15 protein-coding genes are annotated in these 21,307 nt (G+C 43.2%); 4 read left to right on the plus strand and 11 right to left on the minus strand.

Translation table 11 applies throughout. The features are described from left to right. Positions 1–135 precede the first annotated feature (135 nt). The 9 genes from KCTCHS21_RS23920 to KCTCHS21_RS23960 form a co-directional block, all read right to left on the minus strand. Complete coding sequence (locus tag KCTCHS21_RS23920; RefSeq protein ID WP_130614104.1) at positions 136–1,581, minus strand: ABC transporter substrate-binding protein; 1,446 nt, start codon at positions 1,579–1,581, stop codon at positions 136–138. Between the two features lie 132 nt (positions 1,582–1,713). Further along, a complete protein-coding gene (locus KCTCHS21_RS23925; protein ID WP_130614106.1) occupies positions 1,714–3,042 on the minus strand; it encodes a response regulator in 1,329 nt (442 codons plus the stop codon). A gap of 24 nt (positions 3,043–3,066) precedes the next feature. After that, positions 3,067–4,818 (minus strand): cache domain-containing sensor histidine kinase, encoded by a 1,752-nt coding sequence (locus KCTCHS21_RS23930; protein WP_157994112.1) that lies wholly within the window; start codon positions 4,816–4,818, stop codon positions 3,067–3,069. Between the two features lie 313 nt (positions 4,819–5,131). Then, a complete protein-coding gene (locus KCTCHS21_RS23935) occupies positions 5,132–5,689 on the minus strand; it encodes an SLOG family protein (protein ID WP_130614110.1) in 558 nt (185 codons plus the stop codon). A gap of 166 nt (positions 5,690–5,855) precedes the next feature. Next, complete coding sequence (locus tag KCTCHS21_RS23940; RefSeq protein WP_130614112.1) at positions 5,856–6,281, minus strand: hypothetical protein; 426 nt, start codon at positions 6,279–6,281, stop codon at positions 5,856–5,858. Between the two features lie 347 nt (positions 6,282–6,628). Then, complete coding sequence (locus KCTCHS21_RS23945) at positions 6,629–8,656, minus strand: DUF5107 domain-containing protein (RefSeq protein ID WP_130614114.1); 2,028 nt, start codon at positions 8,654–8,656, stop codon at positions 6,629–6,631. Between the two features lie 23 nt (positions 8,657–8,679). Then, positions 8,680–9,522, minus strand: a complete 843-nt coding sequence (locus KCTCHS21_RS23950) for a carbohydrate ABC transporter permease (RefSeq protein WP_130614116.1) — start codon at positions 9,520–9,522, stop codon at positions 8,680–8,682. A 15-nt stretch (positions 9,523–9,537) separates the two neighbouring features. Then, positions 9,538–10,446: a carbohydrate ABC transporter permease gene (locus KCTCHS21_RS23955; RefSeq protein ID WP_130614118.1), complete on the minus strand. Its 909-nt coding sequence runs from the start codon at positions 10,444–10,446 to the stop codon at positions 9,538–9,540. A 114-nt stretch (positions 10,447–10,560) separates the two neighbouring features. Further along, a complete protein-coding gene (locus KCTCHS21_RS23960) occupies positions 10,561–11,958 on the minus strand; it encodes an ABC transporter substrate-binding protein (RefSeq protein ID WP_130614120.1) in 1,398 nt (465 codons plus the stop codon). Between the two features lie 267 nt (positions 11,959–12,225). Between KCTCHS21_RS23960 and KCTCHS21_RS23965 the strand changes: the two genes are divergently transcribed. From KCTCHS21_RS23965 to KCTCHS21_RS23980, 4 genes are all read left to right on the plus strand, one after another. Next, the gene (locus tag KCTCHS21_RS23965; RefSeq protein WP_130614122.1) at positions 12,226–14,109 is read left to right on the plus strand and encodes a sensor histidine kinase; all 1,884 of its coding nucleotides are present in this window, start codon (positions 12,226–12,228) and stop codon (positions 14,107–14,109) included. Continuing rightward, on the plus strand, positions 14,102–15,577 hold the full coding sequence (locus KCTCHS21_RS23970; RefSeq protein WP_130614124.1) for a response regulator transcription factor: 1,476 nt from the start codon (positions 14,102–14,104) through the stop codon (positions 15,575–15,577). The genes KCTCHS21_RS23965 and KCTCHS21_RS23970 overlap by 8 nt, the downstream gene beginning before the upstream one ends. Next, entirely contained in the window at positions 15,574–17,196 is a 1,623-nt protein-coding gene (locus KCTCHS21_RS23975) for an extracellular solute-binding protein (protein WP_130614127.1), read from the plus strand. The genes KCTCHS21_RS23970 and KCTCHS21_RS23975 overlap by 4 nt, the downstream gene beginning before the upstream one ends. Before the next feature lie 136 nt (positions 17,197–17,332). Continuing rightward, positions 17,333–18,325 carry a lipoate--protein ligase gene (locus KCTCHS21_RS23980; RefSeq protein WP_130614129.1) on the plus strand — a complete coding sequence of 331 codons (993 nt, stop codon included), beginning with the start codon at positions 17,333–17,335 and terminating at the stop codon, positions 18,323–18,325. Between the two features lie 1,443 nt (positions 18,326–19,768). Here KCTCHS21_RS23980 and KCTCHS21_RS23985 read toward each other — a convergent pair. Beyond that, positions 19,769–20,560 (minus strand): TatD family hydrolase, encoded by a 792-nt coding sequence (locus tag KCTCHS21_RS23985; RefSeq protein WP_130614131.1) that lies wholly within the window; start codon positions 20,558–20,560, stop codon positions 19,769–19,771. 339 nt (positions 20,561–20,899) lie between these two features. Continuing rightward, positions 20,900–21,307 carry a DUF6855 family protein gene (locus KCTCHS21_RS23990; protein WP_130614133.1) on the minus strand — a complete coding sequence of 136 codons (408 nt, stop codon included), beginning with the start codon at positions 21,305–21,307 and terminating at the stop codon, positions 20,900–20,902.

Here is a 21,307-nt window from a genome sequence, read left to right on the forward strand (position 1 = left end):
TTCTAGTTCTAGCTCCATCATTCTCACTCCCGATCCTATGTGTCAAGCTTAAAGCTTCATCAGCTAGCAAGAAGGAAAAGGGGTCTAATACTGGTATCAGCATAGACCCCTTTCACTATCCCGCTTGAGATACGATTACAATATTTTCACTTTATCGAAAGTCGCCTTTTGAAGTTTCTCAGCCGCATCATCTAGCAGTTTCTTAAGATCGATATCGCCTTTGCTAGTGAATACTTTTTGAATAACGTTTGACATTTCTAGATAAAAGGCTTGTGTCTCGTAGCTCGCTTCTAATTTGGGCACAAGCAATGTGCTTAATTCAGGAGAGAATTTGTAAACATTTTCATGCTTAGCAAGGATCTCTTCATATTTCTTGCCATATTCGGAGCTGTCATTCCAGTAGTTAATGAGCTGCGGAACATAGATTTTATTTTCTGTTTTTTGTGATGTAATTTGTGCATCAACAGCATCCAGATAAGCGTCTGTAAAGTATTCATCTACTACAAAATCAAATGCGGCTTGCTGCTGCTCCGGCTTTGCCAAAGCATTGATAACCTTATAGTTACCACCGGCTACACCGATGTGCTTCCCACCCTTGGTTAAGGAAGGAATCGGATACAATACGACGTCATCTTTATCAATTCCACCTTGATTAATTGCTCCGTCAAGAGCATTAGCAGCTCCGCACATGACCATTGCGCCACGTCCTTGGTTAAATAAAGCTAGTGCTTCTCCATAGCCTAATGCCCAGTTTTTCGGTATGACATTAGCATCCTTCAAATCCTTGTAGAATTTCAAAGCCGTTAATCCTGCTTCGGAGTTAAAGGCAGCGGTAACCTTTCCGTCTGCTACAGTCTCAATATCACCGCCTGCCGAGTATAAGAAGTTAGTCCAGTTCCAGCCGCCTTCCGTGTTTACCCCCATAGGGACGAATCCCGCAATTCCTTTTGCCGGATCATTAACAGCTTTGGCTGCAGATAGAAGATCATCCCAAGTCCAATCAAGAGGTGGCAATGGAACTCCTTTATCCCTAAATATCTTTTTGTTAATCGTGATAGTCATCGAGTAAGCATCAATTGGAATACCATAAGTCTTGCCTTCTATTAAGAACGGAGCCAATGCGACACTATTCAGGTCCTTAGCGTACGGCCATTTGGCTAGCTGTTCGGTCAAGTCCGCAATCCACTTCTTACCTGATAGAAGCTTGCCTTCTGTTGCCCAGGTAGTAAATTCGGTCTGTGCACTGTTGGATGCCATCTTAATTGCAATCCCTGTGTTCTCATATTTCCATAGCTTCTGTGTAACTGATATGTTGGGATATTTTGCTGTAAAGCGTTTAATTTTTTCGTCCAAGGCTTTAATTTCTTGTGTCTTATCCGCTGCGGGTGCATAGACTTCTATACTGATAGGATCTTTGTTAGTTGGCGCTGGTTCCGTTGTAGCTCCCTCCGATGGATTAGAAGCTTGTGCTGATGGAGATGAGTCGCTCGGTTGAACATTGTTAGTTGAATTCTTGTTACTTCCGCAGCCTGCCAGAACAATAACTAGTGCTAGCATGCTAATCAGAAAGCTTTTTTTCATTTTTTTATATCCCCTCTCACGGTATCGTTTTTTTCTTACAGCTTTATTATAAAGCCCCAATAAGTTCCATTTCGATGTGTGATATATGGATAACAAAGGGATAAATTATGATTACCAGGTCAAATCGTATGCTTAATTTTTCACTTCGGAAGGATTGATTCCATAATGCTTTTTGAAAATTTTACTGAAGTGCTCAGGTGTTTCGTATCCAATCTCATCCGCAATTTCGTATCTGCGCATATCAGTCGTGAGGATTAATCTCTTGCCTTCCTCCATTCTTAGCTTGGTTACGTAATCCCAAAGATTAATGCCCACGATTTTCTTAAATAAGTAGCTCAAGTAATTAGGGCTTAAACATACAAACTCGGCAATCTCTTGCAGCTTTAAGCCTTTCTGGCGAAAATGACCATCAATAAACTGCTTGGCGCTTAGAATAAAGGAATTGTTATCCTCCATCACTCGGCTCGTAACAGATGCTCCTACATCTGTTAACGGACCTTCACGCTTGCCGAAATCCTCAATGTAAAACACGTGGTAATCCTTGTGAACCTCGCCCCACTTAATTGCTTCGTTGGCCTCTCGGGAAATGTCCACCCAGCTCTTAACTCCTTGTTTAATGCGGCTGATCCCGATAACGCTTTTGGTATTAATGAATTGGAGAAGATTGTTGTGGAGTAGTTGGGCAATCATAGTCTGTTCATTAAACGGGGTCGGATTATTCATCTCTTCCTGCGTGAACTGAAGAACAACCGAGATGGCATTGCTGCCGCTATAGAAAACGATGCTCTCCCATTTTTCTAACGTTTCCTCAATTACATTTAACGAGGCATATCTTAGTAAATTACGGTCGCGAAAAGAATTGATATCATTTTCCAGCAAACCCGCCTTGATTAAATTAAGCTTGATGACCAGCATGCAGTAGTATGGTCCATTGAACTCATACCCCAAATATTGGAATACCTCATCTACTTCAGCTTCGTTAAACCCTTCAGAGATAAGCTCGTTCAAAATATGGTTTCGGTTCGTGCTCATGTCCTCGAAGGAAAACTTCTGATTAAAGGACGCATCCGTTAAGGAGCGCATTTGAGTGTCTCTCTCCAGCAAGAGAGTCCTGGTCACTCTAAGTAGCTCTCCAGGGATGACCGGCTTCACAATGTATTCTTTTACACCAAATCGTAATGCTTTCTGTGCGTATTCAAATTCTCCATGAGCCGACAAGACAACTACGGGAATCATGGGGTTTTCAGTAAACAATGTTTCTATTAATTCAATTCCGCTCATTAAATCCATCTGGATATCTGTAATCATTAAATCAATTTTCTCCAAACGGATATAATCTAGCGCCTCGAATCCGTTGCTAGCTACGAACACTTCCCCTATATTCATATCGGCGTTCATTAATAATGTAGCTACGCCTGTACAGATCATTAATTCATCATCCACGACCAGAACGTTATACATAGTGTCGCCCCCTGGTTCCTATTGTTAGATTTCATCTGAAGATGTTGCTGCAATAATCAGAATGACCCTTGTTCCACCTTCTGACCGGTGCTCGAAGCTTAATCCATAATGTTCTCCAAAATGAAGCTTGATTCTTTTGTTAACATTGATCATGCCATAGCCTTCATCAGGTAACGTCCCCTTCAGAATGTCGTTCAATTTACTCAAATTTACTGCCTTGTACCCGTTATCCTCAATCAATATCATAATTTTATTTTCAACCATATTAATCTTAATCCATAGCTGTCCGTCCTTCTCCATCTTGCGAATGCCATGAATGATAGAGTTTTCTACTAGGGGCTGAAGAACGACTTTAGGAATAAGATATGATTTGGTTTCTTCCTCGATTTCCCAGTGAATGGCGAAGGAATAGTTGTTTCTTTTTAACTGTAGTCTCAAATAGGCTTCAATGTGATTCAGCTCTTCCGAAATAGGGATTAAGGTTTTTCCCCGACTTAAGCCGATGCGCATAAGCAACGAGAGATCGCGGATCATTTCGGCTGATTCCGTATTTCCTTCAATTGATGTTCGCCAGAAAATAGATTCAAGCGTGTTGTAAAGCAAATGGGGATTAATCTGAGAATGTAGAATAGTCAGCTCTGCTTCTTTATGCTTGAGCTCAAGCTCATACTTGTCATGAATCGTTTGGTTAAGTCGCTTCGTCATATCAAAGAATGCATTATTTAAAAGGCCAATTTCGTCCTTACGATTCACCATGTATTCATTCGTTAGTGGCCTTCCAGGCTCGAACGAACGGCTTAATCTGGCTAATCGAGATAGAGGGCTTAGAATGTGTCTGAGAAAATAAAGGATCGCTATTAATAAAATACAGAAATATACGATCATAAGGTAATTAACCAGCTCTCTCATAGCCTCATGCTCGCCAATAATAGAGCTTATCGGAATTTTGAATAATAGCTTAGTCCCACTATTAGTGCTTGAATTAATCGCGTATAACCAAGATTTCCCTTCCTCTCGGTCTATAAATACCCCTTCCGTTGACCGGAATATCGTTTGAGGCAGCTTAAATGTTGAACCAATTTCAATGTTTGAAGTATTGGCTAGCACAATATTACCTTTGTTCAATAGAACAATTTGTCCATCCTTCGGAATCTTAAGCGTTTCTAGGTCCTTCCGCATCAATTCATCTAGACCCGTCATAACCAGAACACCTTTCGGTGAGTTATCGTCCAGGTAATTGTTCATAGACCTTATGTATGCTGCCGTCTTAATCCCAGCACGGTTGTCGCCCGTCCGATTCATAATTCTGATTATGCCAGTTCCTTTCGCATTAAGAGCATCCTGAAACCAGCTCGATGATGAGATGTCACATGAAAAAAACACCCCGTTCGCCTTCACGTCCGAAGGAGGTGCGAATGGAAACTCATTTGTAATCTGGGGAATGAATACTGAATAATTAACCAAGTTCTTGGAGTAGTTAGTTAACAGCTTATCCAGCACAAGGTACTTCTGAAGATGATCGTACTCTGACATCGGAGTCATATCGAACATTTGCCGAGTCTCAGGAGAGATCATGAGCCTCTCAGTAGCCCCGTCTACAGACACAATATCGCGATCCAACGTATGATGGCTTGTTTTGACAAGCTGAAACAACGTATCTCCCATCTGACCCTCGGTAATCTTCGCAACCTTGACGGAGACAATCCAATAGGCGAGCAAGACAGGAATAACGATCAGCAGAATAAAAAAAACAATTAATTTTTGAATTAAATTCATCTTATTAAGCCTCTTGAGCATGAATTAATCAGCCGCCTCGACTACCATTTTTGTTAAATTAATTCATTATTATGATAACCCTTTCACTATATCATATGACTGCTCTGATCTCGCGACTATGTTCAATATTATGAAAAGCCAGTGTTATATTACTGTTGCTTTCGAAGGCAGACACTGTCGCTTCTACAGGAGATACTTCACCTCTTTATTTCATCGATTGAGGAAAGAAAAAGTCCACAAAAAAACCTACCCTTTGCAAAATGGAGGTGTTGAGCAACCATTCATAAGGATAAGTTTCTTTGTCTGCTTCAGATTAATCAAAACCACTAAATTCCTCTTCATTAGCTGTGCTTTGGATATCCTCAGCACTAATGCTTATAAAACGATAGCCATCCGCCGAATGCTTCTTAAGAGCCTTCTCCTTCATGAATCTGGGGCTTCCCTCGCCCGCATCCTCATCATAGATCAAGAGAATACCTTCTGTTTTTCTCAGCAACAGATCGTCCCTCGAAGTAAATTGCCATGCGCCGCTATAAGGCTGTTTACTGACGGAGCCATAATAATCAACACCTTTTAAGATCTCTTCATAGTAGATCTTTTTATCGTCCTTCCACTTCTCTTCCTGGTTAAGAAACGCAGTAATAATGGATAATTTCAAATGCGGATATTGCTCCTTTAATGCGATGACGGCCTCACACGCCCATAAGTCCACGCCATACTGTCCCGGAGTAATAACCCACTCTAGTCCTTCTTCAACGAGGGGAATGAGCTTTGAAGTAATCGCTTTTTTAATATATGTAATCCCTTTATGCTTCTGATCGAAAATACTAAGCTCGTGGGCACGATAGCCGGTAATCAGAAGGTTTTTCATTAATTTCGCTCACCCCTTAACGGCCTTAGCGGTTAGTCCCTTTACGATATAGGTAATGCAATCTAAGTATACTTCGTTATAGTTACACACTCCACATCTTCCTTTATTCGTGCCTCTTCATAGGTGCTTCTTCCTATTCACCTGCTTCCAGCGCGCTAAATTCCCACTACTCGTCCACCAATACCTCACCATCGTCGCAAATTGCTACTTTGACGGCTCCTCCTCCGAGTAATACCTCGCCATCGTCGCAATTTGCTACTTTGGTGGCATCATCTCCGAGAAATACCTCGCCATCGTCGCAAATTGCTACTTTGATCGCTCCATATCCGAGAAACTCGTCTCCATCGTCGCAAAACGCTACTTTGATGGCATCATTTCCGAGAAACTCCTCGCCATCGTCGCAAATTGCTACTTTGATGGCACCATATCCGAGAAACTCCTCGCCATCGTCGCAAAATGCTACTTTGATCGCTCCGTCTCGGAGAAACACCCCGCCATTGTCGCAAATTGCTACTTTGACGGCTTCTTCTCCGTGAATCTCCTCACCATCGTCGCAATTTGCTACTTTGACGGCAACATTTCCGAGAAACACCTCGCCATCGTCGCAAATTGCTACTTTGATGCCTCCTTATCCGAGCACCCCTCGCCATCGTCGCATTTTGCTACTTTGATGGCTTCATTCCCCTGAAACTCCTCACCATCGTTGCAATTTGCTACTTTGACGACTCCATTCCCAAGAAACTCCTCGTCATCGTCGCATTTTGCTACTTTAATCGCTCCACCATCTGGAAACTCCCCGCCATCGTCGCAAATTGCTATTTTTGCACTCGTTGGCAGGTCTTAAAACTAGCCATAACAAAAAAAGCTGAGTGAACGAGAGCAAGATGCGACATTCCACACCCTGCGCTTCGTTCACCCAGCCAATCCGCACATCCTACATTAAGAGCCAATCATCCTAAAGTCGATATTGTTCGGAGGAGGGAATCTCACTGTAGCTTCGTCAATAAGCTCCTGAGTTAGCGGTACATTCCTCTCATTAGCGATCTTCATGGCATGATACTTATACCATAGCTCAATGATTAACACTTCCCCTTCGCGTATAACCGCGAATTCGGAGGTAAACAGCTTGTTCATGAATTCTTCATTACCCAGATGAAGCGCCGCTGCCCCTACGATAATCTGAATGCGCTCTCCCTTAGCGAACTCAGCAGGCAAGTACTCGTAGATGCTCCAAGCCTTCTCATACTCTTTATTTTGAATCAATAAATTGAGATACTCTTCTGCAAAAGCTCTATCCGGGAAGCTGTTCGATACGAGGTAAGCTTGCTCCAATAGGCTCAGCGCACTTTCCGTATCTCCTTTGTGCTTCTTCACCTCGGCTAGATTACGATAAACCCAAGCAGATGGTGCTTTTCTCAGAGAAGCTTCCCACGCCTCTATTGCTTGCTCCTCTAGCCCCTTCTCATACAGCATAACACCGTAATAATTAAGGGCAGACCAAGAACTGTTGCTCTCAAGCTCAAGACTTTTCTCCACCAATTGCTTCCACTCGTCCTGAACCATCCAGGATTGCGGAATATCATTAATATCACTTTCCGGAATGTGTCCTTCGCGTAGAAGCACTAACCATGGATGCTGAGGTGCACCAAGACTCGAATCTGTAAATTCGAAGCCTAATGGTACTGATCTTCCTTCCTCTTTCTCCCTCCGAATTCTTTCTAGCGCTCCCCAACCTGATCCCGTATGCAACAAATCGGTTGGCGTGCGTTCCGCAAGGGACTGTAATCTCTCATGAATCGCATAAACCTCATCTTCATTAAGGGTACTATCGATATGCTTCTCAATATAATCGTTGGCGGAATCCCAGTTACTTTCATAAGCTAAGTCCGTATCCACTTGGGTTACACCAATCATTTGCGTAAAATCCCACACTGTATTTGCTGGCATCTCAAGACCATGAATCTGTGTCGGAGCAAACCCACCCTGCACTTCTACATAGTTTCCTTCGCCAGGCTTAGCTAGGAAGTCGCACCAACGTCTCCCACCGGCATGATTGCCCCAGCAGAACATTTTCCGATATCGCAATAATGAAGTAGAACGCTCGAAAAACATTCTCCCATCCTCATAGGCCACAGCCTCCCAAGGAGCTTTGTAAGAAGCGGCAGTTTGGAAAAAGTATTCGCTCGAGAAAGGGAAATTCATTGTATAAGAAGCATCGGCATTCGGTACTGAAGGCAAATAAGGCAATTGGCCGACGCCATAGCCATTAAGCCCATTCTCAATATAGATAGCTTCGTTAGTTGAGGAGAAAACCCGTGACTTCGCCGTTTCCTCTACTGCAATATTCGTCCACCAATACATCGGAACTGGACTGCTATTATCATTAATTATGCGGACGTAAATTTGAAGTTGCTCTGCTCCCGTAGGTAGATGGAAATCAATGTGCCAGAAAATATTTTTACAGCGTTCATATTCGTATATTCGTATATACTCATTTCCATTATCATCAAGAAGCTTGGCCGTATGAACGGAAGAGCTAGTCGTATACGTATGTCCAACATGCCCGATATTCCACTCAATCCCTCCAGAAAACCAAGCATTGAGGATAGCAAGATTGGCAGGCTGAAGCACAGGGTTCTTGTACAAGATTTCCCTGTCTGTTTTCTTATCCTTAAGCGAATACAATCTTCCGCCGTATTCCGGCAGAAATACCGCTATTAAGTTTTCATTTTCAAGGACAACGGTTTCTAATTCGATGTTTTTACGTTCTCTAGTATATCGATCCTGAATCCGATAGGGTAAATATCTCTCGCCCGTATTTTCACCGAGACCCTTCTTAAGCTCTGGAGTAAAGCTCCCATTCTCCACTACCTCTCTATGGTAGTTTCTGTTCCGAAACATCGGAAGAGGGTTTTCCCCTTCTAATTTGGTGCCTTCTATCGTTAGTATTGACCTATATACGCTCATCTGTCACTTCAACTCCTTGTTAGTTATCCTTTAACTGAGCCAACCGTTATCCCGGACATAATCTTCTTCGATACGAATAAATAAACGATGAAGCTTGGTAGGAAAACGACCATACAAGCTGCAAAAATCCCTCCGTAATTGCCCGTATTGGAATAGCCATACACGATAGATTGAAGAGATAAGGCTAATGTACGCGTGCCTGGATCGTTCGCAAAAATGAGAGCATAGAAATATTCATTCCACACTCCCAAGAAATTAAAGATCGATAAAGTAATTAGACCTGGCTGCGCAACAGGTAATATGATCTTAATGAATGTCTTAATTGGCCCACAGCCGTCCATCGCAGCAGACTCCTCGAATTCCTTAGGAATGGAGGAAAAGAAGCTCGTTAGAAAAAACACACCAAAAGGTACGTTCGTAAAAATGTAAATGAGAACTAGAGTCGATATTGAGCCTGTAAGCTTCAACTCTACGAAAAGTGAAAACAAGGGTATAGAAATCAACACTCCCGGTATAGCAAGCGCTGATACGAACATCGCACTTACCAGAAACCTACCTCTGAATGGCACCCGTCCTAGAATGTACGCTGCAGGTGCAGCAACAACAACGATTCCTATGCAGGAAGCAACGGTATAAATTACGCTATTCATGAAGTAGCGTCCCATAGCCTGGTTCTTAAATAAATCAATATAGTTAGAAAATTTGGGGCCGCTAGCGAGCAGCGAATTTGTAAATATTTCTCTAGTTGTACTTAAAGATGCTAGAATAACCCACCCAAATAGAATAATGGAAAATATTAACCATGCATATAGAGGAATGTACGCTGGCCATTTATTTTTTCGTTTTTTTACACTATAATTCCGCATGATTTCCCCTCCAACTTAATATTCTAAACGGTCTTTCGAGAACACCCGATTGATAAGCATAGTTACAAGCAGAATAGCTACCGTAATAATAATACCTACGCTTGCTCCAGATCCAACGTTAAGGACTTCCCCCGAGTAGATACTAGTCCCTTTACCGAATACCTTCTGATACATATAAAACCCAGGTGTAACTGTGTGAGGATCATCCAGCCCGAAGGTCGCCGACCATACAAAGAAATTAAATGCAGTAATCGTCCATAAGACAAGAGTCGTCCGGAAAACATCACGTAAGAGCGGCATCGTAATTTTGAAAAATTTAATCCACACACTCGCTCCGTCAAGCGTAGCCGCTTCGTAATAATCACTTGGAATTCTATCAATTCCCGCATTCAGAATAAGCATGAAATATCCGATTGAACCGAAGCTAAACGCAATGATCATCGAGAAATAGATATGCTCATTGTCAGTCCACTGTATATTGGCGAGCGCCGTAAGACCTAGGCGATTAAATACGGTAGTTAGTAAGCCATAATTAGAATTAAAAATGTACTGCAGCCAAACGGTCGATAGCACGACTACCGAAACGGTATTCGGCAGGAAGATAAGCGATCTCCAGAAATTTTTTCCACGGACACCCGAGGTTAGAATAATAGCAAATAGAAAAGCAATACCAAATATTAATGCCCCTCCAATCGCCCATATCCCTAGTACATTCCATACCGATTTAACAAAGTAAGAATTATGGATCAGATCAGCATAATTCTGAATGCCTTTGAACTCCCATTCTTTAAACTTGCTTGATAATGAAGGAATATTATAAAAACTCATCGCAAACGTCCGTAGGGTCGGATAGAGAAATATACAGAGGTAGATCAGAACAGCGGGTAATAAAAATAACGCAATAACAGATTTTTTGAACCTCATGACGACACCTCCGAATCATTCATCAACATACTGACGGTAGCTCCAATAATAAAATTTGAGTGCAGCGATTCACTTATCCGCCGCACTCCTTTTGTGAGTTAACCTACAAATCGTTTATTTACCTGAATAGAACTTTTTAGCTTCCGTAACCATTTTAGCTACATACTGATCAGCATTGATTTTACCGGTTGCCAATTCCATGAACACAGGGAATACCGTTCCTGATGAGAAATCACCTGCATTTTCCATACCGAAGCCCCAAGGTAAATTAACCTTCGCGTTATTGAATGCAATTGCCGCTTCCTCTAATGGTGCTGGCCATTTCGTATCAACAGTAGCCGGAATAGCAACGGCTTGCGTACCCATAGCTGCTTGTGTTTTCTTACTTACCAAGTATTTAACAAGCTCGAATGCTGCCGGAACATTTTTGCTTTTCTTGTTTAAGAGAAGTCCCTGTGCACCAAAAGTAAGTCCTTGCTGGCCGCCTTTATCATTGCCATTCGGAACAGTCGGGAACTGGAATGAGCCCCATTGGAAGTTCGGTCCAGCAGTTTCGGCAACCTCATTAGGCAACCAGCTACCGTTCAAATACATAGCGACCTTACCTATAGCCAAATCCTGTTGTCCAGCTGGATATTTATTTCCTGCGATTTTTTTGGAGAAATAACCTTTTTCGTGCAGGTTCTGAATATCTTTAGCGAACTGGAGCACGATCGGATCCTTCCACATTTCACCTGTTTTATCTTTGACTAGGCTATCTGTCCAGTCGCTTCCCATTGCACTTGCCAAATATCCGCCTGAAAATAAACTGCGGTAAGCATCATCGAATGTAATAGGCTCAATACCTGCTTGCTTAAGCGACTCACAAGCAGCTAGGAATTGTTCCCATGATGTAGGCACTTCCGTAATGCCCGCTTTATTGAATAACTCTTTGTTATAGAAGAATAGAACGGCGTAAGGCTGCTGTGGAATAGCATAGTATCCTTCTTCCAGACCCGCTGGTCCAGAAAGAGATTTGACCCATTCAATGAGAGAAGGAATAATAGAGTCTTTAACTGACTTACCGTCATCCCCAATTGCCTGCTCAGCAAGCAAATCATCTAGCTTAAGCACATGATCCTTAAGATTAGCAAGTGCAGCCGAAGGATCTTGTTCGAAAATATCAATCTGCTGTCCGCTTTCCAATGCTGGTTTAATAAGCTTGTTAATATCGCGTCCGTTATACTTAATCTCTACTTCTACTGCAGGATTGGCAGCCTTAAAGTCAGCAATAGCTTCGTCGATGACTTTAGCCTGAGGCTCCGCATTGCTCCACATGGACCAGAAAACAACCTTGCCACTAAGCGTGGAAGCTTCAGTTGAAGCGCTTTCGGTTGCAGGAGCCGATGCTTTCTCGGAAGGTGAAGCAGAAGACGGTTCTGCCGTATTTGATTTTCCGCAACCCGACAACATTGAAAGCGTTAACATAGAAGCAAGTAATAAAGATCCGAATGCTTTTCTTTTTTTGTTCACGATTAAATTCCCCCTATGAATTGTTTGGTTACAAGAGCCAGTATAGATAATTTATTTGGCATAAAGTATGTTCCTTAGTTAGGTAGAAATGGATAGATGTTAGGTGTATCGCATCCCCCTTCTCCCAGCCTCATCCCTATACGTGGGGAAAATTCAGCCAGGCATAATCTATTTATCTGTCGTTAAGTATGTCTTCTAGTTATATAAAAATGGATTAAAGTTAGTAATGTGCATTTGAACGCTTATGTTAAAAAAGATGATGATATAATGAAAGCTCATCACATTGCGAATGACGCAGCATCATCGCTTAACTACGTAGAAGGTGGTTCTATTATGGGATTTCTTAAGCGACTACGCATAAGAACGCAAATTATGATAGCGGTTACATGTATTCTGGTCATTATGCTAGCGATTATTTTCTCCCTTTATACCCAGACCTCTAAAATTGTTATTAAAAACAATAATCAATATTCGGAAGATACGATTCGCAAGTTTAAGCTTGGAATTGCGCAAAAATACGATGAGATTAGTCAAATCATGCTTAATCTCGGCTTTGACCCTACCGTGCAGAAATTCATGGTACAGAACGATCAAAGCATTTCCTATGAAATGGGCAAAGAATTAGATAGGAAAATTATTTCGCTTAAAGCAGGCAGGAAGGGTTTCGAGGATATCGTCCTTATCGGAACGAACGGCACGAGGTATAGTCTCAACGGCGGTGTCGGGTATGTGCAGCAATTGGAGTCAGAAATAAAGAATAGTAATTCGGTTTATGTCAGCGGATTTGAAAAATTTAGCTATAGCAACAACCTGCTAACCAGCATGGTATTTGCCCAGAATATGTTCTCGAACAATATGAATGATGGAACCGACGGAGTTAAGATTGGTTATATCGCCGTAATCGTAAATGTTGCTTCTATGTATTTCGATAACGACGCCTCCAATTCTCAGCCTGGCATTGGCTTCTACATGATAGACCGATTCGGAGAAGTGTTCCCAGATACCCATTCTCCGGATATTGCAAGAAATATTAGTGCTTTAAGCCATGAACCGAATTATAAGCAGCAAACGACCGATTATATCGGAGGAATTAAAGGTGCTATCCAGATTCAAAATCTAGATCAGATTCAAGCTTCCATCCTTAGCTTCGTTCCTGAAGAGGCACTTCTAGAAGAGCTGACGTCCGTGCGTACTAGAAGTATTTTAATCGTAATCTTGGCCCTCATTCTTATGGCATTACCCTTTGCGATGATTATCAACAATATTCTCCACCCGATACAGATTCTCGTAAAATTCATCAACAGCATTAAATCAGGTGATATTAGAGATTTAAAAATGAACCTGCGGCTTGAAGGAAACATCGAAATGACCGTTGTAGCCGAGAAGCTAAATGGAATGCTTGGTGAAATCAACAATCTTACCCATAAGCTTGTGGAGACAACGACCGACCTTCTAGAAGCAGAGATCGAGAAGGAGAAGGCAGCAACAGCTTACTTACGGAGTCAGATCAATCCTCACTTCTTGTACAATACTTTGGAATCGATTAAGGGAGTTGCGCTTGACGTCGAGGCTCATAAAATCGTGGATATGACAAAAGCACTTGGGAAGCTTTTTCATTACAGTATCAAGGGTTCAGGTTATGTCTCTCTCGAGCAAGAGCTCAATGCGGTCAAATCCTATGTTTTTCTTCAGCTTATACGCTTTGAAGGACGGTTTGATGTAACCTATGACTTCACCGAGGAATCACTAAACGTTCCGGTAATGAAGATGATCCTTCAGCCTATCGTTGAGAATGCCATTTTCCATGGGCTTGAGCCTAAAGAGACTTATGGAATGTTAACGATTAGTGGAACAATCAACGAGAATAACACTCTTGTCATTAAGATAGCAGACGATGGGACTGGAGTCGAAGAAGACAAACTACTCGAGATTCAAAATAAGCTTTATGATAATTCGGCCTCAACAAGCCTTGATCGCAGCTATTACACTGAAAGTGGAAGTATCGGGATAATAAACGTTCACAATAGACTTCGATTGGCCTTTGGACCTGCCTATGGCCTAAAGTTTGAAAGTGTATTAGGCAAAGGAACCTGTATAACCTTGTCAATGCCCAGCGCCTTCAATCCACCAGGAGGTAACCAACATGTATAAAGTGCTGCTTGTGGATGATGAAAGTCTTGTTTTAAAAAGTCTCGAAGCCGGTATTGATTGGAAGAAGTCGGGCTTCTACGTAGCTGGGAAAGCGAACAACGGCGTTAAAGCCCTTCAACTGGTCAAAGAATTAAAGCCTCATGTTGTATTCACAGATATTCGGATGCCTGGTATTTCCGGCTTAGAGCTTATTAAGAAAATTAAGGAGCTAGACAGTACCATTCAGATCATTGTCATTAGCGGTTATGCCGAATTTGCGTATGTACAGAAATCTTTGAATTACGGCGTGTTAGGCTATTGCCTTAAACCGTTTGACGATTATGAAATTGATATGCTGCTCAATACCGCCTCCAAAGCGGTTGAAGAGATCAAACAAAAGCGAGAGAGCTATTTACTTGAGCTATTCGAAGAATACACAACCGATAATTCCCAGTCGACATTCCTTACTATTTTATCCGAAGAAGGATTAACGGCCGAAGCTCTTCATGTCGTTGTCTCTATTGGAAAAGGAAAATTGTGCTTTAATGAGAACGCGAAATATATAGCGATTAATATCGGGAGCGCAAGAAGCGGCTATATTGTTCAATGCCCCAACCTAGACTCTATGCTAAGCACGGATGCTTCTCTTATTCCCGAAGGCATTCAAGGGATCGGTATTGCTCAAGCTGCACGAAATATGAACAGCATAATGAAAAGCATGGAGAAAGCTACAATTAAAGCTTGGGATTTCTTCATCCACGGTCGTAAGAATGTATTTATAGATCATGACGACATAAAAGACGATAAAGCCCATCAAATGATGAAGCAGCTAGAAAAAGCCATTTCCAATAAAGACTCTGCCCTATTACAGGCTAAGCTCGACGAAATGCTGATTGTGGAAAATAAACAAAGTCTGAGCATTCTAGACGCTCTTAAAATTCATAACATTGTAACCTTCTATGCCTCTACTGATCATTCGAGCTCTCCGAAGGAGGAGTATATTTTCAGCAAGGAGCAGCTTAATACTCTCTTTCATAGCTTCGAATCCATGATTGAGAGCTTGAAGAAGCTTATTAAAGACCTCGAAAAGTCAGATAGCTTACAAAACGAAAGTAAAACGTATAACGCAAGCTTAAGAGAGGTCATCAAATATATTAATGAGCATTACCGAAATGATATTTCCATTCAAAGCATTTCAAAAAACTTTTATTTGAATCCAAACTATTTAAGCCAGCTGTTCAAAAGAGAATTAGATGTTACATTCACCGAGTATCTCACTACAGTACGCCTGCAGGAAGCCAAAGGTCTACTTCGGTCCACGGGTCTAACCATTGGTGAAATTGCAGATCAAATTGGGTTCAGAGATTATTTCTACTTTATAAGATTATTCAAGAAGCACGTGCAGCTAACTCCTAAACAATATAGAAACCAAGATAAGCCAGAAGCGCGCAAGGTACATTCCAAGCCACATTCGGAGGATCGCTCATGATAAGAATAAAGGCACTATTTGCCCCTCCCCTAGCTGTAATCTTGTTACTTACATCCATAACAGTTAGCTGCAGCAAGCCCGTTATTACGAATGAACTACCGAGTGAATCAATTATCAAAGAAGAACCTTCACCTTATTCGGAGCATATGGAGATTTCTGTCGCGCTATGGGATCTTGCTGAAAACATGACTAAAGAGGACCCGTTAATTGATCAACTGGAAAATAAACTTAACATTACAATCAAACCGATCACCATTACGGGAGCGAATTATGTTCAACAAATTCAGATGTGGGCTTCTTCTGGCCAGCTACCCGATATATTTTCTGTTGATGCGGTCAACTCTCAGTATTATAGAAATTGGAGAGATCGTGGCGTGATCAAATCACTCCCGAATGACTTGTCGGCATACCCTTATCTTCAACAGTATTTGTCTACTCCTGAATATCAAGATCTTAAGGACGATGATCAGCTTTATTTTATCCCACGGCAAACCTATGACAGCACTGACTATAATCTATTCGACAGGATGGTATTCTATAGATGGGATCTTGCTCAGAAAGCAGGCATTACTAAAGAGCCTGAGACCTGGGAAGAGTTCAGAGCTATGCTTAAAGCCATTGTTGACCAAGACCCTGAAAACAAAAATATAACCGGCATTACGAGCGTAGGAAATTTACTGCTTGGTGGACTATTCTGGCTGTACAGCTCTCCCGCTGCAACAAGCGATGGGAGTGGGAACGATTTTAAATGGATTAAGGAAGATGGAAAGTATATCCCAGCGGTTTTCTCCAAAAATTCTATTGAGTCCTTGAAATTGCTTAGAGATTTCTATACTTCTGGTTTAATAGATCCTGATCTTCCGATTACTCGAGGGGATATGGGAAGAGATAAATTCGCTCAGGGCGAGGCTGCGGCATTGATTACCGCGGGTGGTTCGTTTCAGGCTATCGACATTAACATTTACAAAGAGAGATGGCTCAAGATTCATCCTGACGAGAATGCATTTTACGATAAAATTAAAATACTAAAGCCTTTAAAATCTATGGACGGCAACCGTTACCACGCTATTTTTAGAACCTTCTGGTCCGAAAGCTATATATCAGCGAAAGTCGACGATAAGAAAATGAACCGTATTTTGCAGCTATTCGACTACATGAACTCGCCAGAGTTTCTGGAAATGAGACGATTTGGTATGAAGGATGTTGATTACACTAAAAGTAACAATAAGATAACTGTTATTGACCCTACAGATAGCGTACTAACGAAGTATAAACCCTTCTCATCGCTTGCTAATTTGCTGCATTGGGATGGCATGTTTAAGCTTAGTGAGGATTTCGCCGGTATTTCTGCGGAAGCTCATGAAGCGCAGCAGGAGTTTATTAATTATTCCATGAGCATGACAAGCAAACAGGAATACGATAATCGTTTAACGCAGATGTCGACTCCGACAAAGGACGGTTTCACACTCTTCGACAGTGAAGATATGATCAGGGTTATGATCAGTAAGCTTCCAGTCGAGGTCATTTGGAATGATATCATTAACAGCTATAAGGCTAAGGGTCTAGATAAGATGATCCGAGAAGTGAATGCTAAAGCTAAGGAAATGGGCATTAATTAGCTAGGCTTGAGAACAAGGGGGAATTAGTTAAAAGGCCTTTTTTCAGCAAAGTGACAGCTCATTATTTGAGATGTAAAATAGGAGGATGTCCGGTTATTAACCGATCAGAACCCTATTACATCGGAGGAGTGACACTATGCGTTTCATTAGCAACAATAACATAACAGATCCGTCGCTTAATTTGGCGTTAGAAGAATATATATTGCGTTCTCTTCCTGATACTGACGACTACCTATTGTTCTATATCAATGAGCCGTCGATTATCATCGGTAAAAATCAGAACACTGTTGAGGAGATTAACGCCGAATATGTAGAGGAAAATGGAATTCACGTCGTTCGTAGGCTTTCGGGAGGCGGCGCAGTATACCACGATCATGGTAATTTAAATTTCAGCTTTATTATGAAGGACGACGGCCAATCGTTCCATAATTTCAAGAAGTTTACCCAGCCTGTTGTTCAAGCACTGCGCGAGCTGGGAGTAGAGGCGGAATTGACTGGGCGTAATGATCTTCAGGTTGGCGAACGTAAAATATCCGGAAACGCACAATTCTCGACTAGAGGTAAAATGTTCAGCCATGGGACACTTCTGTTCGATTCGGAAATCGAGAATGTCGTCTCCGCGCTGAAAGCGAATGCCGAAAAATACGTCTCTAAAGCAACCAAATCCATTCGCAGTAGAGTCGCCAACATTTCAGAATTTCTGGATGAGCCAATGACCGTCGAGCAATTCAAGCAAAGCCTCCTGACCTCCCTATTCGAAGGGGAGAAGGAAATTCCTTATTATGAGTTAAGTGAGCAGGACTGGGCGAATGTTCGTAAGCTTGCGGATGAGCGTTATCGGAGCTGGGAGTGGAACTATGGACGTTCGCCGGCCTTTAATGTACGGCAGACCAAACGTATCGAAGGTGCGGGAACGTTCGATGTTCGATTGCAGGTTGAAGATGGCGTCATAGCAGATGCAACGATCTATGGTGACTTCTTCGGCCGAGGCGACAGCAGCGAGCTAGCCGCTAAGTTTGTAGGAACCCGCTACGATGCCTCTGCTCTAAGTACGCTACTCGATGACATCGACCTGTCCTATTACTGCGGACCAGTAACGAAGGAGCAATGGCTAGAATTGATGCTATAGCTGATCGCGCTTTTCGAGGGAGTTACGCCGGGGGGAGCGAGTTATGCGAGTTATCGACTAACTCCCTTGGCGTAATTCCCTCCACCAATGCCACCATGTGACCGAGTTACGCTACCTCGCCGACTAATTCCCTCCAACACCGCCACCTTGTGACCGAATTACGTTGCCTTGCCGACTAATTACCTCCACTATTGCCACCTTGTGACCGAGTTACGCTGTACCTCCGCTTAATTCCCTCCTCCTCTGCCACCTTGTGACCGAGTTACGCTGTACCTCCGACTAATTCCCTCCACCATTGCCGCTTTGTGACCGAGTTACACTGCCTCGCCTACTAACTCCCTCCAACACTACCACCTTGTGACCGAGTTACGCTGTACCTCCGACTAATTCTCTCCAACACTGGTACCTTGTGACCGAGATGCGCTGCCTCGCCTACTAATTACCTCCAACACTGCCACCTTGTGTCCGAGTTGCGCTGTATCGCCTACTAATTACCTCCACCACTGCCATTTTGTGACCGAGTTACGCTGTACCTCCGACTAATTCCCTCCACCTCTGCCACCTTGTGACCGAGTTACGCTGTACCTCCGCTTAATTCCCTCCACCACTGGCACCTTGTGACCGAGTTACGCTGTACCTCCGCTTAATTCCCTCCACCACTGGCACCTTGTGACCGAGTTACGCTGTACCTCCGCTTAATTCCCTCCAACACTTCCACCTTGTAACTGAGTTACGCTGTACCTCCGCTTAATTCCCTCCAACACTTCCACCTTGTGACCGAGTTACGCTGTACCTCCGCTTAACTCCCTCCACCAATGCCGCTTTGTGACCGAGTTACGCTGTCCCGCAGACTAACTCCCTCCACCAATGGCACCTTGTGACCGAGTTACGCTGTACCTCCGCTTAACTCCCTCCAACACTCCCGCTTTGTGTCCGAGTTACACTGCCTCGCCTACTAATTTCCTCCACCAATACCACTTTGACACCGAGTTACCCTGTACCTCCGCTTTATTCCCTCCAACACTGCCACCTTGTGACCGAGTTACGCTGCCTCGCCGCCTAATTCTCTCCACCTCTGCCACCTTGTGACCGAGTTACGCTGCCTCGCCGACTAATTCTCTCCACCTCTGCCACCTTGTGACCGAGTTACGCTGCCTCGCCGACTAATTCTCTCCACCTCTGCCACCTAGTGACCGAGTTACGCTGTACCTCCGCTTAATTCCCTCCACCACTCCCGCTTTGTGACCGAGTTACGCTGCTCCTCCGACTAACTCCCTCCACCAATACCACTTTGCGACCTAGTTACGCTGCCCAGCCGACTAATTCTCTCCACCAATGCCACCTTGTGACCGAGTTACGCTGCCTTGCAGACTAATTCTCTCCACCACTAGCACCTTGTGACCGAATTACACTGCCTCGCCGCTTAATTCTCTCCACTGGGAACTACTCTATGCCGAAAAAAGCCTTAGCGTTGGATGTCGTAGCCGCTGCAATCTCCTCAGAATCCCGGTCGAGACATTTCGCAACTGAACGAAGGATGTGTGGCAAATACATCGGCTCATTGCGGCCATCTGCAGGTTTAACACTCAGATCCCGCGGAGTTAAGAACGGGGCATCTGTCTCGACCATTAGCCGATTCAGAGGAATTCTCTTAACTAGCTCCCTTAGGTGTTTTCCGCGACGCTCGTCACAGATCCATCCGGTTATCCCGATGTAAAACCCCATCTCCAAGTACACCTGAAGCTCTTGCGCCGTCCCGGTAAAACAATGAACGATCGTCCGTGGAAGCCGCCCCTGATACGATCTCAATAGCCGAGTAAAATCATAGAAAGCCTCTCGCTCATGCAAAAACAACGGCAATTTCATTTCGCAAGCTAGCTCAACCTGCTCCTGAAACCACTTTTTCTGAATTTCACGAGGAGAAAAATCCCGGTTATAATCCAGCCCACACTCCCCAATTGCTACCACGTGTGGAAATGCCGCTAGCTCTCTAAGCTTCTTAATCGTTGATGCATCGCAATTACGGGCATCATGCGGATGCACGCCTGCTGTCGAATACAATTTCCCTGGATATTTGGCAGCGTAGTCTGCTGCTTCCTTGCTGCTCCTTACACTCGTTCCTGTTAATATTAAAGGGAAAACGCCTTCCGCTTCCGCCCTAAGCAAGACGTCCTCACGGTCTTGTTGAAATGAACGATGTAGTAAATTAACTCCAATATCGATAATCTGATTCATATAAATACGAGCTCCTCTATTAGTTAGTCTTTGGATCTACAGCCTCCATGACGGCACCACCGAGGGACAACGACAACAAAGCCACGAGCTCATCGCTCGTGGCTTCTTGATTATAATAGATTATGACTCTAGAGCCATCTAAATTCCACTATACGCAATATGTCCCGGTGAGGCCGATGAAAGATTTTCGAATGATTTTTTTATTAACTATTGCTTTAATCATTGCAGCCATCTTCATCACCCACCCTTCCAAAATTTACACATAGTATAACTAAAATATCCTTAAACTGTCAATTCATTTTCGAGTTGTACAGTTTCTTACTCAATCCTCACGGAAGGTTAAAGAGCCCGCATCCGATTGTTCCTGGCATTGTGCTCCAGCTCCGCAAGCCCTAGCTCTTCCATTAATGGAGGGACGTACATTCCGAATCTTCCCCGGAGTCCCTTCTTTAAGCCGTACCAGCCCCCAACTGGATTGTCGGGTGACCTTCCCCATGCTTCAACAGTACCTTCCTTAGCGGGCTTCTGCTCGTCCGCACTGCCAAGCTCGATCCAGTCTCCATGCTCTTTAAGCATGCTATGTAGATCCGATATACAACGGTAATCATAGTGCAGAACCGTTTTACCTACAGTGCACACTATAATTTCCTTTCCGTCCTTCTCGTCCTTATACATCTCGTACTCAGAGGTTTGAGGCGGAGTTTTCAGTTTCCACGGATTTTCTTTTGTACCATACACTGTTGTCAT

Source organism: Cohnella abietis (assembly GCF_004295585.1).
GTDB classification, from domain to species: domain Bacteria; phylum Bacillota; class Bacilli; order Paenibacillales; family Paenibacillaceae; genus Cohnella; species Cohnella abietis.